General features: G+C 55.7%; 16 protein-coding genes. 8 read left to right on the top strand and 8 right to left on the bottom strand.

Annotated features, from left to right (window positions below):
* Genes M2407_RS00760 through M2407_RS00745 form a run of 4 tightly spaced genes read left to right on the top strand, consistent with a single transcriptional unit; the run spans nt 1 to nt 3,245 of the window.
* Entirely contained in the window at nt 1–933 is a 933-nt protein-coding gene (locus M2407_RS00760; RefSeq protein ID WP_048759511.1) for an ABC transporter substrate-binding protein, read from the top strand.
* A gap of 10 nt (nt 934–943) precedes the next feature.
* Nucleotides 944–1,471 carry a GNAT family N-acetyltransferase gene (locus M2407_RS00755; RefSeq protein ID WP_046374299.1) on the top strand — a complete coding sequence of 176 codons (528 nt, stop codon included), beginning with the start codon at nt 944–946 and terminating at the stop codon, nt 1,469–1,471.
* A gap of 49 nt (nt 1,472–1,520) precedes the next feature.
* Nucleotides 1,521–2,408 carry an amino acid ABC transporter permease gene (locus M2407_RS00750; RefSeq protein ID WP_020825601.1) on the top strand — a complete coding sequence of 296 codons (888 nt, stop codon included), beginning with the start codon at nt 1,521–1,523 and terminating at the stop codon, nt 2,406–2,408.
* A gap of 9 nt (nt 2,409–2,417) precedes the next feature.
* Nucleotides 2,418–3,245 carry an amino acid ABC transporter ATP-binding protein gene (locus tag M2407_RS00745; protein WP_020825600.1) on the top strand — a complete coding sequence of 276 codons (828 nt, stop codon included), beginning with the start codon at nt 2,418–2,420 and terminating at the stop codon, nt 3,243–3,245.
* A 30-nt stretch (nt 3,246–3,275) separates the two neighbouring features.
* Here M2407_RS00745 and M2407_RS00740 read toward each other — a convergent pair whose 3' ends face one another.
* A complete protein-coding gene (locus M2407_RS00740) occupies nt 3,276–3,785 on the bottom strand; it encodes a VOC family protein (RefSeq protein WP_259216548.1) in 510 nt (169 codons plus the stop codon).
* Between the two features lie 166 nt (nt 3,786–3,951).
* On the opposite strand from M2407_RS00740, the gene M2407_RS00735 reads away from it, so the two are divergent.
* Both M2407_RS00735 and M2407_RS00730 read left to right on the top strand, forming a co-directional pair.
* Entirely contained in the window at nt 3,952–4,431 is a 480-nt protein-coding gene (locus M2407_RS00735) for a cold-shock protein (protein WP_041415242.1), read from the top strand.
* An 87-nt stretch (nt 4,432–4,518) separates the two neighbouring features.
* A complete protein-coding gene (locus M2407_RS00730) occupies nt 4,519–4,680 on the top strand; it encodes a YnfU family zinc-binding protein (RefSeq protein ID WP_020825597.1) in 162 nt (53 codons plus the stop codon).
* A 5-nt stretch (nt 4,681–4,685) separates the two neighbouring features.
* Here the strand turns inward: M2407_RS00730 and M2407_RS00725 are convergent, their stop codons facing one another.
* From M2407_RS00725 to M2407_RS00715, 3 genes are all read right to left on the bottom strand, one after another.
* Nucleotides 4,686–6,134 carry a sensor domain-containing diguanylate cyclase gene (locus M2407_RS00725; protein WP_259216547.1) on the bottom strand — a complete coding sequence of 483 codons (1,449 nt, stop codon included), beginning with the start codon at nt 6,132–6,134 and terminating at the stop codon, nt 4,686–4,688.
* Between the two features lie 665 nt (nt 6,135–6,799).
* Complete coding sequence (locus M2407_RS00720) at nt 6,800–7,351, bottom strand: flavodoxin family protein (RefSeq protein ID WP_020825595.1); 552 nt, start codon at nt 7,349–7,351, stop codon at nt 6,800–6,802.
* Nucleotides 7,352–7,499: 148 nt separating this feature from the next.
* Nucleotides 7,500–8,393: a LysR family transcriptional regulator gene (locus tag M2407_RS00715; protein ID WP_174573860.1), complete on the bottom strand. Its 894-nt coding sequence runs from the start codon at nt 8,391–8,393 to the stop codon at nt 7,500–7,502.
* Between the two features lie 96 nt (nt 8,394–8,489).
* On the opposite strand from M2407_RS00715, the gene M2407_RS00710 reads away from it, so the two are divergent.
* Both M2407_RS00710 and M2407_RS00705 read left to right on the top strand, forming a co-directional pair.
* On the top strand, nt 8,490–9,551 hold the full coding sequence (locus M2407_RS00710) for an aldo/keto reductase (protein ID WP_259216545.1): 1,062 nt from the start codon (nt 8,490–8,492) through the stop codon (nt 9,549–9,551).
* A 315-nt stretch (nt 9,552–9,866) separates the two neighbouring features.
* On the top strand, nt 9,867–10,028 hold the full coding sequence (locus tag M2407_RS00705; RefSeq protein WP_259216544.1) for a YnfU family zinc-binding protein: 162 nt from the start codon (nt 9,867–9,869) through the stop codon (nt 10,026–10,028).
* Nucleotides 10,029–10,112: 84 nt separating this feature from the next.
* Here the strand turns inward: M2407_RS00705 and M2407_RS00700 are convergent, their stop codons facing one another.
* From M2407_RS00700 to M2407_RS00685, 4 genes are all read right to left on the bottom strand, one after another.
* Nucleotides 10,113–10,256 (bottom strand): hypothetical protein, encoded by a 144-nt coding sequence (locus M2407_RS00700; protein WP_165366286.1) that lies wholly within the window; start codon nt 10,254–10,256, stop codon nt 10,113–10,115.
* 222 nt (nt 10,257–10,478) lie between these two features.
* Entirely contained in the window at nt 10,479–11,843 is a 1,365-nt protein-coding gene (locus M2407_RS00695) for an MFS transporter (RefSeq protein ID WP_259216543.1), read from the bottom strand.
* A gap of 71 nt (nt 11,844–11,914) precedes the next feature.
* Nucleotides 11,915–13,387, bottom strand: coding sequence for a 2-hydroxymuconic semialdehyde dehydrogenase (locus M2407_RS00690; protein ID WP_259216542.1), 1,473 nt, complete (start codon nt 13,385–13,387; stop codon nt 11,915–11,917).
* A 150-nt stretch (nt 13,388–13,537) separates the two neighbouring features.
* Entirely contained in the window at nt 13,538–14,527 is a 990-nt protein-coding gene (locus M2407_RS00685; protein ID WP_046374304.1) for a LysR substrate-binding domain-containing protein, read from the bottom strand.
* Nucleotides 14,528–14,560: the final 33 nt, after the last annotated feature.

Here is a 14,560-nt window from a genome sequence, read left to right as displayed (position 1 = left end):
ATGCGAAATACCTTTACCGTCACCGCCGTTGCCGCACTACTGGCTTCGTTAAGCCTGGCCGGCACGGCGCTGGCAGCCGGCACCGGCATCGATTTAAAAGCCAATGAAACCCGCATTCATGTGGCGAAAAACCCGCAGGCGATCGCCAAACTGCCGCAAGGTTTCCATTTCGTGCAACCGGGCAAGTTCACCGTGGCGATTGCCGCGCTCAATACCCCGCCGCTGGCGCTGTTCGCCTCGGACAATAAAACGTTGATTGGCAGCGAATCCGACATCGCACAGTTGGTCGCCGACAGTCTGGGCCTGGAACTGAACGTGGTGCAAACCTCGTGGGAGGACTGGCCGCTGGGCGTCGCCTCTGGCAAATACGACGCCGCCATCACCAACGTCACCGTGACCAAAGAGCGTAAGACACGCTTTGATTTCGCCACCTATCGCATCGATTCCCTCGGCTTCTACGTGAAATCGGGCGGCAAGATCACTTCGATTAAAGAGGCCAAAGACATCGCCGGGTTGAAGATCATCGTCGGCTCAGGCACTAACCAGGAAGCCATTCTGCTGGACTGGGACAAACAGAACCAACAACAAGGGCTGAAACCGCTGCAGCCTGTCTACGTCACCGATGATGCCGCCGCCACACTGGCTCTCCAGTCCGGCCGCGCCGACGCTTATTTCGGTCCCAATGTGATGGGTGCCTACAAGGCTGCGCTCAATGGCCGTACCAAACTGGCGGGCACGGTAGACGGCGGCTGGCCAAAAGTGGCGCACATTGCCGTCACCACCAAAAAAGGCAATGGCCTGGTGTACGCAGTGAACGAAGCGCTGAACGGGGTGATCCAGGGGGGGCAATACGATCAGGTATTGAATCGTTGGGGTGAGAGCGTCGAACGCATCCCGCACTCGGAGATCAACCCACAGGGCTTGGGCGATTAGGAGCATACAGATGGCAAATGACGTTTTTATCCAAACGCTGCCGGACGATCCGCTGATCGAACCGGTGATCGCAGGGTTGTTCGACGAGTACCGCCGACGCTACGGCAACTATTTTGGTGACCAGGAGCAGGAAACGCTGGATCTGTACGCCCCACCACAGGGTGCCTTTATCGTGCTGCTGCGGGCCGGAGAGCCCATCGCCATGGGCGCTTTCAAACGCTACGATCCGCAAACTGCCGAGCTCAAGCGTATCTGGACCCGAACAGACCTGCGCCGACAGGGGCTGGCGCAGCGGGTATTGCAACAGTTGGAAACGCTGGCGCTGGAACAGGGTTATCGTCAGCTCTATCTGACCACCGGCTTTCGCCAGCCGGAGGCCGTGGGCCTGTATTTGAGCAACGGCTATCAGCCACAGTTCGATCCCAGCGTCGACAGTGAGGTCTACAGCCGCCCGCCCTACGACGGCCGACTGCCGTTTCGCAAAAGCCTGACAACAGCGGACGCACTCTGTTGCGCGCCGGAAAGGAAGATTGCCTAGGGGGCAGCCCCCTTCTTAACCCTTTTTTATCTGTTTCAGGAGATCTGCAATGTCCAAACAAGAAGTGTTAAAAGTGGTTCCCGCACGCTACCCGCTACGGCTGGTGGGCGCGCTGTTTTCAGTCTTTATTCTGGCGGCCATCGTCCAGTCGGTGGCGGCTAACGAACGTTGGGAATGGGGCGTATTCGCCGAGTGGTTCTTTGCACCGGCGGTGCTGTCGGGCTTGGGGCAGACCCTGCTGCTGACGCTGCTTGGCACCCTGTTCAGCATCATCTTCGGCACCCTGCTGGCGCTGGCGCGGCTGTCACGCTCTTATCTGCTGGCCTCGCTGGCGTGGGGGTATATCTGGCTGTTCCGCTCACTGCCGCTGATTCTGGTGCTGATTATTTTGTATAACTTTTCATACCTGTACGATGCGATTTCGTTAGGTATTCCCTTTACTTCGGTGGTGTTCGCCAGCTATCCGACCATCGATATTCTCAGCCAGTTCTCCGTGGCGGTGCTGGGGCTGACGCTGGTGCAATCGGCCTATACCGCAGAAATCATCCGCGGCGGCATTCTCGGCGTGGAATACGGCCAGCATGAGGCCGCGGCGGCGCTTGGCCTGCCGGGTTATCGGCGCACCTTTCGTATCATTCTGCCGCAGGCGCTGCGCTCCATCGTTCCGACCGGTTTCAACGAAATCATCAGCCTGGCGAAAGGCACTTCCATCGTTTACGTATTGGCGCTGCCTGAGCTGTTTTACACCATTCAGGTGATCTATAACCGCACTCAGCAGGTGATCCCACTGCTGATGGTCGCCACGATTTGGTACCTGTTCATCACCACCGCACTGTCGGTCATTCAGTATTACATTGAGCGCTATTTCGCCCGGGGCGCGGTCCGCGAACTGCCGCCAACGCCATGGCAGAAACTGGCCGGCTGGTTAAAACGTTAGGAGGATCCCATGTCCGAAGCCATTGATTATTATGCCCTGCGCGAAGCGCCGGTGCGCAACATTGTCCCGGTACCGGCCCGCGGCCTGATTGAGATCAGCAACGTGAGCAAATATTTCGGCAAGCATAAAGCGCTGGACGACGTCAGCCTGACGCTGCAGCCGGGAACCGTCACGGTCATTCTTGGTCCCTCAGGTTCCGGCAAGTCCACCCTGCTGCGGGCCATTAATCATCTCGAGCGCGTCGACGAAGGTTTTATCCGTATCGACGGCGACTACGTCGGCTACCGACGCAAGGGTGACAAGCTGTATGAGCTGAAAGAAAACGCCATTCTCAAGCAGCGCATCAACGTTGGCTATGTGTTCCAGAACTTCAACCTGTTCCCTCACCTGACGGTCCTGGAAAACATCGTTGAAGCGCCGGTGGTACATAAGATTTACTCGCGAGCCCAGGCCAAAGAGGTCGCTTATCAACTGTTGGATACCGTCGGCCTGCGGCACAAGGCGGATGCCTACCCGCGTCACCTGTCCGGTGGTCAGCAACAGCGTATCGCCATTGCTCGTGCTCTGGCGCTGAATCCAAAGGTGATTTTGTTCGATGAACCGACTTCGGCGCTGGATCCGGAACTGGTTGGTGAAGTGTTGGACGTCATCAAAGGACTGGCGGATCTGGGAGTTACGCTGGTGGTGGTGACCCATGAAATTGGCTTTGCGCGCGAAGCGGCGGATCAGATTGTCTTTATGGTCGATGGGCAAATCGTCGAACAGGGGAATGCGCGACAGGTACTGAACCATCCGCAGCATCACCGCACCGTCAACTTTCTCAATAAGGTTCTGTAACTGCAGGGCGCCCAACGGCGCCCCGTTCTATCATGCCTGCGCGAAACGGCGTTTTTCGGCGACGAAATCCAGCGGTTTGATGCCGTGCTGGTTGCGATCTTCTTCTGTCTGCAACGCTGACGGAATAAACCAGGTCACTTCAAACAACAGTCCGTCTGGATCATGACCGTAAATGCTCTTGTGCACGCCATGGTCTTCCTCCAGCCCAAGAATGCCCCGCTGCGCCAATTGATCGCGAATGCGCTCCAGTTCGTCCAGGCTATCGACTTCCCAGGCCAGATGATACAACCCGGCCGGAGGTTCGTTTTCCGCCGGCGGCTCACCGTTAGCGCGAAAAACACCGGCCCGCTGCTGCCCCAGGTTCTTGCTGAACAGCGCCAAATCGTGATCATTATCCGAATCGGCCGCCTGGGTAAACACCGCTTTATCGGGGCTGCCTGAAGGTTTGAGCTTGAATCCCAGCACCTGATGATAAAAGTCCGCGCTTTGCTGCACGTCACTGACATACAACACCGCGTGGTTAAGCCGTTTAATTCCCATCGATTTTCCCTTTCAGAAATGAATAAAGTCAGGCTGAAAATAGCATGCGGCCACCACGCGGCTAAATGCCGTTATCGCATTATCAAATGCCGGGCACGCAATCTGTCACTGCAAGGCATTCCGCGCTATCATAAGCACTGTATTGAACGACTTTATGAGAATGATGATGAACGGCAAGATAACGACTTTTTTTGAAGACAAAGGCTTCGGCTTTATTACCGATGAGAACGGGGAAAATCGTTATTTTCACGTGATTAAAGTGCAAAACCCGGAGCTGATTAAGAAAAACGCGGCGGTGACTTTCGAACCGACCAACAACACCAAAGGCCCGTCGGCATTTGCGGTCAAGGTGCTGGCGTCGAGCAAGTACATCATCATCGCCAACGAAAGAATCAAAATCACCAGCATCAAATCCTTTAATACTTTCACCAAGGAAGTGCCGGTGAAAGCGGACGTGGATAAAGAAAATACCGTGCTGTCGGTTGGCCTGCTGATGAACCGCATCCGCCCGCAGTCTGAGGACGCGTCCCAGACCATGCAAACGCTGCGCATGCTGACCATCACCACCTTCCAGAACGACACCCATACCTTCTCCGAGCACGAGATCGACATGGACGAAACGCTGAAAGTGCTTAAAAGCCTGTAATCCCTTTCCAGGCGTATAAAAAACATTCAAAGCAATTTGATATCACCTGTGTTAGCGTGGGTTTTCACCTGACACAGGCCATTTATTATGTCTGATACCAGCAGTGTTAAAGGTTTCATCAACCGCTCAACCCAAATCGCCTGCCCGAAATGCGCCTATGTGACGACTCAAAAGTGCTCGATGCTGCGGCAAAAAGTCATGCTGATCTGCCCAAACTGCGGCACCGAGTTTGAACCCAAGCAGAACTGACGCCTTTATTTAAACAGAATGTGGTCCACGCTGTTGCCACTGATCACATTAAACGACTCCACCCTGTTACGCCCCTGCGACTTGGCGCGATAAAGCGCGATATCAGCCATATTCATCAGCTGTTCCAGCGATTTCACCTCATTCATCGCCAGATTGGCGACGCCAACGCTGATAGTGATTTTTAGCGGAACCTTGCCACCAGGATACAACTCGGTTTTTTGCACCAATTGCCGTAAATGCTCCGCCAACGCCACACCCTGCGCCGCCAGCGCGCGCGGCAACATAATGGCAAACTCTTCACCGCCCAAACGCCCAAACAGTTGATCGTGACGCAGCTCGCGCCTGACAATGTGGGCGAATGAAGCCAATACCTGATCGCCGGCCAAATGGCCGTGGGTATCATTGATCTGTTTAAAGTGATCAATATCGATCAACAGCAGCGACACCGCTTCTTTCGATTTATATTTGTGCTCCAGCATTTCACCGGCCTTGCGCGTCAGTGCATTACGCGCCAAGACGCCCGTAAGGAAATCATGATTGGCACTGTGCTCCAGGCGCCGCAGCAGCTTACGGTTAACCGCGATTGAGCTGGAAAGGATCAGCGGCCCCATGACCAACATGGCAATGCCCAGACGGGCTGACATCAGCGTATCGAGGTAGGCATTATGGTTGTTCGGCGTTTCATACAGCATCAGGTTAGCCGAAATGCTGCTGATCTCGGTCATGCCGGTTAGCAATGTCAGCAGCGTCACGGTGAACAACTGATAGCGGACCGCGCACCACAGCAACGCAGGGATCGGAAAAGCAATCGCCCCCGGCCCGCCGATATACACGCTAAATACCAGTGAAAACAGCAGCGCCAATAGCGGCATACTGGCACGCAGCTGCCAATTGATCTGCAGGCGCAGCAGTTGTTTAAGCCGCGGGGCGGCCAGCAATACCGGCAGCAACAGCAGGTTGGTCGAGAACTGTTCGCTGAACCACGCCAGCCAGGCGATAATCGCCGTGTTGTTGTACAGGCTGTCATTGCGCAGTATCGACAGTGTCGATGCCACTGCCGCACCGCTCAGGCTGGCAGTAAACATATAGAGGATCGCCTGAGGTTTGCCCATTCGGCGCTGCGACTGCGGCAACAGCAGCATCACACCGTAACCGGTAGCAATCAGGGACATGTTGCAGGCATTCAACCACAGCGCCAGCGACAGGCTTTCACCGTTGGTCAAATCGGCGGCGATCATCCCCAGATAGGTGATCAACCACCCCGCAGGGCTGGCATAGGCCGGTTTGCGTAATAATAGACCGAGTAAAATCGCATTCACCGGCCAAAACAGAGAAAGCGAACCTATTGGACGTGTAAAAATACCCAGCAGGGAAAGTAAATAGGCCAGCAGAAAAAGCGTGATCAACTGGATGGCGACCGGCAATCCCTGCTTGGGGTTTATTCTGGCGTTCATCGCCTTATCCATATATTTATAATCACCAGAGCAATTCTATGCATATTCCCTCGCCCGACATGATGAGGAAGACATAACAATCAGTGTTAAAATTAAAAAATACAGACAGATCAGCAACAAAGATAGATTCGTTTTTAATTAACAGAATGCTCTTAACGCCATCGCTCACCGGTATCCTGCAATGCGAAACGGATTTTCACCCGCCCGAAAATAATGTTCAAGGATATCTAACAGCATAGCGTAAACCATCACCGATGATCACAACGCCAAAACCATAATAATAAGATGGGTATTTTACCTACCGCTCAAGCCATGCTGCCAGTTATTATTTTCCGGTAAGACGCAACGAAGCGCAATTCATAAAAAAAGCCCGCGCAATGCGGGCTCGCTTGAAGAGCAGCTAATTGACAGTTACGACACGATCATTGCATGACCCTGTTGCCGCTCATTGTATCGCCGGAAGCTTAAGCCCACCTTAGCAACAAAAAACCCGGCCTAGGAACCGGGAATATTTGTACGAAATGCAGTGTTAGCCCAAGCAGGCTAATAACGCACACTAATTTACGCCCCAATTGTGTAGAAAAAATGAGCGAAAAAAATAGCGCGCGCAATGAATCTCGCCATGCCTGGTTAACTTCCCCTTCATCAGTGAAAGGGAATCGCGCTTAAGCCAATTTGGCGGCAAATGCCGCAACGCGCTGGCCGTACAGCGTAGCCGTTTCCAGATCGCCCGACAGCATTTCATCCACGCCGGCGTCTGCTGGGGTCTGCACCAGCAGCCCAACGGACCCGCCGAGGTTGTTCACATCGGTACGTTGCGCCGCCTTGGTATTGGCAGGCATCAGCCCCAGACTGACCCACAGACCACCATGCTGAGAGGCCAGCGTTTGCAGCGCGATCAGCGTCACCTGCTTGTCGCCGTTCAGGCTGGCGCTGTTAGTGAAGCCACCAAAAACCTTGTCCTGCCATTTGCGGGTAAACCAGGCTTTTGAACTGGCATCGGCGAATTTTTTGAATTGCCAGGACGGGCCCCCCATATAGGTCGGCGAACCAAAGATAATGGCATCCGCCTCATCCAGTTTTTGCCAGGCTTCATCGCTGATATTGCCTTCCTGATCGATAGCGATCAGTTCAGCTTCGGCACCTTGTGCAACCACGTTTGCCAAACGTTCGGTGTGGCCGTAGCCGGAGTGAAAAATTACCACTGTCTTCGCCATTAGAAACTCCCTGATCGTTGTATAAGGGTGCCTATGGCACCCGGGGATACTCTGATCCAATCTAATCAACTGTCTCCGGGGTGAATACCAAATTTATCTGACAGAGTTATTCAAAAAAACCGGATGCTTATCAGCTCGCTCCTGACCGTTAACCCTGCTGCCGGGCGAAGTCAATAAACGCGCGCAGCGGCCGCGGCATTTGCCGATTAGCGGGATAATAAAGGTAAAATCCGGGGAAAGGCGGCGTCCAGGCCGTGAGCAACGAAAGCAACCGGCCGTCCCTCAGGGCCTCAGCCACCTGGCTCTCGAACAAGTAGGCAATCCCCAGCCCATCCATAGCAGCACGCACCAGAACCTGCGGTTCATCCACGATCAAGGGCCCCTCCACTGCAATCTCCAGCTTTTCGCCACCGCGCTCGAACTCCCAGCGATAGAGACTGCCGTTGGTCGGCCAGCGAGTATTTAGGCAACGATGCTGTCGTAGCGCATCCGGCGTCTGTGGTACGCCGTAACGAGCCAGGTATGTCGGCGATGCGACGACACACATGCGTTGCTCGCCTCCCAGCGCAACCGCCACCATGTCTTTTTCCAGCCGCTCATGCAAACGTACGCCCGCGTCGAAACCGGCGGCAACAATATCCACCAGCCGATCGTCCACGCTTAGATCCACCACAATATCGGGATAATGTGCATTGAACGGCGCTAACAACGGGGCCAGATAATAAATCGCCGCCAAACCGGACGCGTTAAGGCGTAGCGTGCCCGCCGGTTGTAAACGCAGCGCAGCCGTCTGGGTGACGGCGGCCTCAATTTCGGCCAAGGCCGGCGAAAGGCGCGCTAACAGCTGCTCCCCCGCCTGGGTAAGCGCCACGCTGCGAGTGGTACGATTCAACAGCCGAACACCAAGCCGGGTCTCCAGATTACGCTGAGTCTGGCTGAGTGCGGAAGCGGACATACCCAGTTGCGCTGCGGCACGGGCAAAACCGCCATGCTCCACAATGGCAGCAAAAGCGCGCAGCTCTGCAAAGTCACTTCCTCTCATTATGCCTCCTGCGCTTAATAATTCATGAAGATTATAGCGTATTCAATCAGAGTATCGCGGGGCCTATTCTGGGGAAAAACCACAGAGGAATGTACGATGCATACATCACTGGCCCTAAACCACTACCGTCTACTGGGCCGTTCCGGCCTGCGCGTCTCGCCGCTGGCACTCGGCACCATGACCTTCGGCACCGACTGGGGCTGGGGGGCGGAACAGGCGGAGGCCCGCCGTTTGTTTGACGTTTACGTCGAGCGCGGCGGCAATTTCATCGATACCGCCAACCGCTACACCGAAGGCAGCGCCGAGCGTTTTGTCGGGGAGTTCGCTGCCGGACGCCGCGATCGGTTGGTAATCGCCACCAAATACACGCTGCCCATGCAACCTGATAATCCCAACTCCGGCGGCAACCATCGCAAGAGTATGGTGCGTTCAGTGGAAGACAGCCTGCAGCGCCTGAATACCGATTATATCGACCTGCTGTATCTGCACGCCTGGGACTTCACTACTCCGGTAGAAGAGATCATGCACGCCATGGATGACCTGGTGCGCGCCGGCAAGGTGCTGTACCTGGCCGTTTCGGATCTCCCCGCCTGGCAGGCTGCCAGAATGCAGACGCTGGCGGATTTACGTGGCTGGTCACCGCTGATTGGCCTGCAGATCGAATACAGCCTGCTGGAACGCACCGTCGAGCGTGAGCTGATCCCGATGGCACAGGAAATGGGCCTCGGTGTGATCCCTTGGTCACCGCTGTCCGGCGGTATCTTGAGCGGTAAATACAGCCGACGTGATTTGCAGCCCATGGGGGAAGAGAACGGGACAAGGCGCGCAATGGTACGCAATAAGGGCATGCTGACCGAACGCAACCTTTCGATCGCCGCTCAGGTACAGGCGCTGGCCGACGAATCCGGCTTCAGCGCTTCGCAAGTGGCCCTGGCCTGGACGCTGCGTAACCCGGCGGTGACCGCCCCCATTATTGGCGCACGTACGCTGGCGCAATTGGAAGATAATCTGGGGGCATTAGACGTCCGGCTCACAGAAGATCAATGGCAACGGCTGGAAACTGCCAGTGCCATCGAGCTCGGTTTCCCTCATGATTTTCTGGCGTTGCAGGCCACGCGCGACATTATGTTTGGCGGGCAAATGATTGAGCGCAGGTAAAAAAAATCCCGCACAAGGCGGGATAAACTTAACAGGGATGGGGTAATACACTACAGGGAATGGATAACACACAACATCATCGGGTAGCTGTTAAATTACCAGCCACAATGTATAGAACTGTCATGCCTGCGTAAGGTTGCTCCGACAGATGTAACCTCGGATGGAAATGTGACATTTTTACTGCGGCGCCGCTTGTTCATCGGCGCCAAAGTCCCGGCACCGCCCTCGCAGAAATGATTAATAAACAATCAATAAAGGGCTATTAACCCCGAGCAATGCTAAACTGAGGCTCCTTACATCTACCCGGTGAAAGATATGTCTATCTTTGATGCCCTTAAGATGTTCAGCGACTCATCAGTAAAAGTGACCTGCCCGAAATGCGCTCACGTATCTGAACAAAACAGTCGCAAAATGCGTAAAAACATCACCATGATCTGCCCTAAATGCGGGCACTATTTCCTTCCTGGCGAAAAATAGCCCCCTCTCATTGGCGATACTGTATACCGTAAGCAGCCGGCGCTATCGCGGCGGCACAAAGCGGTCTGGATGGGATGACGGCTGTTAACGGATTTCAATGCTGATATCGGGGTAGGCCTTCTCACCGTCGCTGAGATAATGGCCCAACGACCGATAGGCCAATACATAAAGCGCTGTAGCTGCGCACAGGCAAAATAGCGTTACCAGCAAGAATTTTGATTTACGCACGGTGAGATCCTAATGGGCATTTGGCTTTATTTTAACGCCGCAGCATAAACAAAAGCTCAATTGTTCACCGATCTGATCGCACATAAACAAAGCCCCAGCGCAGAGCCGGGGCTTCAATATCGAATTATTCAGATAAACGAATCAACCCGGTCCCCTCTTTCCCTCTACGGTGGAATAGCAAGACAGTTGAGCAATGCCGTTCGCCAATCGTGGAGGCCGTATTCAGTGTTTATCCGGCAAGCGAGCCAACAGCAGTTCTCGCCGCCGTCCGCTGAAATACTTCAGCATCAGCGCCAGGCAAACCAACCAGGCAGGGATCAGCAACAGGCTAAAAATGGCCGCGGCGGGATACTGGTAACGCAGCAGTTCCGCACCGGCGAGCACGCCAAATATAGCGCCAAAACGCCCTACTCCATACATGCTGCCCACCCCGGTGGCGCGGCAGCTGGTGGGATAATACGAAGCAGACAGTGACGCCAGCGCAGATTGCCCGCCACCGGAAGCAAATCCCATAAAGAACACCAGTGAACCCAACAGCAGTGTATGAGTGACGTTACCAACCGCCAGGCCCACGCCATAGGCCAATACCCCGGCGGCCAGATAGGTCAGCGCCAGGACCTTATTGGGTTCACGGCGATCCATCACCCACCCGATCAGTATGGATCCCACACCACCGCCTAACGGGAACAGCGCACTGATATGGGAAAATTGCAGCACCGACAGCCCCGCCTCTTTTAGCAACAGCGGCATCCAGCTAACAATCATATAAAACACCAGCATGCTCATAAAACAGCTCAGCCACAGCAACCCTGTGACGGTGCGATGCGGCGAAGTCAGAATGGCACGGATAGCGGAATGTCCGTCGGCTATTTTTTCCGCAATGACGAAGTGCTCAGCCCGCTCGACCCCTTCCTTCTTTATGCGCTGTAAAACGGCGCGAATACGGGCACTGGGATAGCCCTTAAGCACCATATAGCGTACCGACTCCGGCAGTAGCCACGGCAGTGCTACACACAGCAGGATAGGCACCACGCCCCCTACCACCAACACTGAACGCCAGCCAAATGAAGGGATAAGGTAACCGGCCAGCAGGCCACCGACAGCCGCACCCAGCGGGAAACCGCACAGCATGGCACTGACTATCATGGTGCGCCGCTTACTGGGGCAATATTCGGACAGCAGCGTGATGCTATTGGGCATCGCAGCCCCTAACCCTAATCCGGTAATAAAACGCAGCAGGGTCAATGATCCTATCGAAGTTGACCAGGCGGTTGCCAGACTGAACACCCCAAACAACAATACGGAATAGATCACCGCCGGTTTGCGGCCCACCCTGTCTGCCAGCGGCCCGGACAGCAGCGAACCAAACGCCAGGCCAAACAACGCCGCGCTCATGGCGGGCCCCAGTTCGGCTTTCCGCACTCCCCATTCGTCCAGCAGTGAAGGGGCCACGTAGGCAATCGCAGCCATATCGTAACCGTCCATGAAAATCACCAAAAAACACAGCAGAAGCAGTAGCCATTGGAACGGGGAAAATGGCGATTGATCGATAAAGGCTTCAATATCCAGAGATGCACCATGAGACATGAGGTCAGGCTCCTGTCAGCGAATAGAGGGACTCTGCGGGCTGCCACGGGCTGGCGGCAGCCGGTGAGCGATTATAGTTTTATGCAGACATTGCTGATTTCAGAGTAAAAGTCCAAAGAGTGACGCCCGCCCTCGCGCCCCATGCCGGACAGTTTGCTGCCGCCAAACGGGGTGCGCAGATCGCGGGCATACCAGCTGTTAACCCAGACGATGCCGGTATGAACGCGCCGAGCCAGGCGATGCGCCCGCCCGACCTGACTGGTCCATAACGCGCAGGCCAGACCATATTGGCTGTCGTTGACCCGCGCCAGCACTTCCTCTTCGTTATCGAAAGGCGATATGTGACATACCGGTCCAAAAATCTCTTCGCGCACGCAGCGTGCGTCGTCGCCCAGGCCGGTCCAAATGGTTGGGCGGATCCAGGAGCCGTTATCGCGCTCGTCACCGAATACCGGTACCCCACCGCCGGTGATCAGGGTGGCTCCCTCGGTGCGGGCCAGCTCAAAGTAGGAAAGCACTTTGTCCCGATGCTTTTGCGACACCAGCGGGCCGAGATCCACGCCCTCCTCATCGGGATAACCTATTTTCAAGGCTTCGGCCCGTTGCTTTAATGCCGCGACGAAACGATCGAAGATCGGGCGCTCGACATAAACCCGTTCAGAGCACAAACACACTTGCCCAGTGTTGAAAAATGAGGAGCGTGCTACGCCAGCGACCGCCGCCTCAAAGTCAGCATCGGCAAACACCACCGCGGCATTTTTCCCGCCCAATTCGAAAGAGACTTCTTTTACGCCATCCGCCACCGCTTTCATGATGGCGCTGCCCGTACGAGATTCGCCGGTAAAGGAAACGGCGGCAATCTCCGGCTGGCGGGTAAGGTACTCGCCTGCGGAACCCGGTCCGAAACCGTGGATCAGGTTAAATACCCCGGCAGGCAAACCGGCCGCGTGCATCACTTGCGCCAGCAGCGTTGCTGAAGAGGGGGTTTCTTCCGACGGTTTGCACACCACGGTGTTACCCATGGCCAACGCTGGCCCGAGTTTCCAGGTCAGCAGCAGCAGCGGCAAATTCCAGGGAGAAATTACGGCCACCACCCCTAGCGGTTTGCGGACCGTATAGTTGAACAGCAGGCCACCATCGGCCTGTGGCGTTTCGCAGCATTCATTGACCGAGGTTGCAGCTAGATCGGCGAAGGTACGGAAGTTGGCAATGGCGCGGGGAACGTCCAGCGTACGCGCCAGACTCTCGGGGCGTCCAGTGTCCGCCACTTCTGCCGCGACAAATTCGTCAAAACGGGCTTCGATACCCTCGGCCACCCGGTGCAATAGCGCCACACGTTCCGGCACGCTCAGTTGCCCCCAAGGCCCGGAGAGTGCGGCATGGGCGGCTTTGACCGCTGCCGCTACCTGCGCTTCCCCCGCTTCGGCAACTCGCGAAACGAGGTGTCCATCCACGGGGCTGATATTGTCGAACTGCCGGATCCCATCGACAAACTGGCCGTCGATATACAAGGGTAAATCCGGCGCGGATTGATAAATTGCCACGGCACTGTTCCTCCTGAGTCACAAAACGGCACGAAGAAACCTGCCATTGGCGTCTGAAAGCAACGCCGTTGGAGGGGAGCTTCGACCGGGTATCGTTACGCAGTGTAGGGAGCCGTAGAAATAAGGTGAAAATGAATAAAGCGGGCTTTGCTATGCCGTTTGGTTATAGCCAGGCAACGCATTGTCTTCCTGAACCGCCAATTTCAGGCATTCAATCAGTTGCCTGCTCGCCGGCGTCAAAGGCTTATCTTCACGGATGGAAAACCCGACCTCGGTGGAAGGGCCCACGTCGCCAAGCGGCAGTTGGAACAGCAGACCGGCCGCAATAAAGCGCCGCGCCGCGGCGGTCGGCATCAGGCCAAGGAATGAAGAATCCACCAGCAGGTTGACGTTGGTCAGCAGCGACAATGACTCCACGATATTTTCAGGGGCCGGCAGCCCGGACTCCTTGAAGAATTGATCGGCCACACGCCGGGCCGGCGAGTCGAGCGGCGGCAGGATCCACGGCCATGACGCAAGGTGTTGAAGGTTAAGATTGGCTTCTTGCACCAGCGGATGGCGGCTGCCGGCCACCACGCAAAGGCTGTTGCAATATAATGCCCGGTGACTCAGCGCCATGCGGGCGGTCAGAGGCGCATCGGGCTCGGGCAAACGCCCTACCACCACATCCAGCTCACCGGTCGCTAATGCAGGAAATAAGTAATCCTGCGGCCCTTCCCGTACGGTGACCAGAATTTTGGGTGCTCGCTCTTTCAGCAACAAGATGGCGCGCGGCAACAAACGGGCGCTGGCCGAGATCTGCGTTCCCACCACAACATGGCCGGTAACGCCGCCCTTGAAGGTGTTCAGCTCATCGGTCAGGTAGCGCAGCTCGGCAATCACCGATTTAACCCGCTCTCCCAGCAAGACACCACAGTCCGTTGGGGTTACGCCCCGATTATTACGGTCGAACAGGATGGTATCCAGCTGTTGTTCCAGTTCGCGGATCGCTTTGGTCACGGCGGGCTGGGTCAGATTCAGTTCCCGAGCCGCACGCGCAATCGACTGATTGCGTAATACCCGGTCAAAAATCAGCAGTGGACGCAGCTTGAGCCGGTTCAGGATCATATCGCTCACGTTAAAAGGGGAACGTTCATTCATTGCCGTTTACTCCCAAAAATCGTCTGGCCCAGG

It is taken from the genome of Serratia sp. BIGb0234 (genome assembly GCF_024809915.1).
Taxonomy (GTDB): domain Bacteria; phylum Pseudomonadota; class Gammaproteobacteria; order Enterobacterales; family Enterobacteriaceae; genus Serratia; species Serratia liquefaciens.
Note: the sequence above shows the minus strand (reverse complement) of the source record. Positions and strands in the feature narration are given on the sequence as shown.

Coding starts and splice junctions, on each gene's coding strand:
- M2407_RS00760 (WP_048759511.1), top strand. CDS start 1: ATGCGAAATACCTTTACCGTCACCGCCGTTGCCGCACTACTGGCTTCG.
- M2407_RS00755 (WP_046374299.1), top strand. CDS start 944: ATGGCAAATGACGTTTTTATCCAAACGCTGCCGGACGATCCGCTGATC.
- M2407_RS00750 (WP_020825601.1), top strand. CDS start 1,521: ATGTCCAAACAAGAAGTGTTAAAAGTGGTTCCCGCACGCTACCCGCTA.
- M2407_RS00745 (WP_020825600.1), top strand. CDS start 2,418: ATGTCCGAAGCCATTGATTATTATGCCCTGCGCGAAGCGCCGGTGCGC.
- M2407_RS00740 (WP_259216548.1), bottom strand. CDS start 3,785: ATGGGAATTAAACGGCTTAACCACGCGGTGTTGTATGTCAGTGACGTG.
- M2407_RS00735 (WP_041415242.1), top strand. CDS start 3,952: ATGAACGGCAAGATAACGACTTTTTTTGAAGACAAAGGCTTCGGCTTT.
- M2407_RS00730 (WP_020825597.1), top strand. CDS start 4,519: ATGTCTGATACCAGCAGTGTTAAAGGTTTCATCAACCGCTCAACCCAA.
- M2407_RS00725 (WP_259216547.1), bottom strand. CDS start 6,134: ATGAACGCCAGAATAAACCCCAAGCAGGGATTGCCGGTCGCCATCCAG.
- M2407_RS00720 (WP_020825595.1), bottom strand. CDS start 7,351: ATGGCGAAGACAGTGGTAATTTTTCACTCCGGCTACGGCCACACCGAA.
- M2407_RS00715 (WP_174573860.1), bottom strand. CDS start 8,393: ATGAGAGGAAGTGACTTTGCAGAGCTGCGCGCTTTTGCTGCCATTGTG.
- M2407_RS00710 (WP_259216545.1), top strand. CDS start 8,490: ATGCATACATCACTGGCCCTAAACCACTACCGTCTACTGGGCCGTTCC.
- M2407_RS00705 (WP_259216544.1), top strand. CDS start 9,867: ATGTCTATCTTTGATGCCCTTAAGATGTTCAGCGACTCATCAGTAAAA.
- M2407_RS00695 (WP_259216543.1), bottom strand. CDS start 11,843: ATGTCTCATGGTGCATCTCTGGATATTGAAGCCTTTATCGATCAATCG.
- M2407_RS00685 (WP_046374304.1), bottom strand. CDS start 14,527: ATGAATGAACGTTCCCCTTTTAACGTGAGCGATATGATCCTGAACCGG.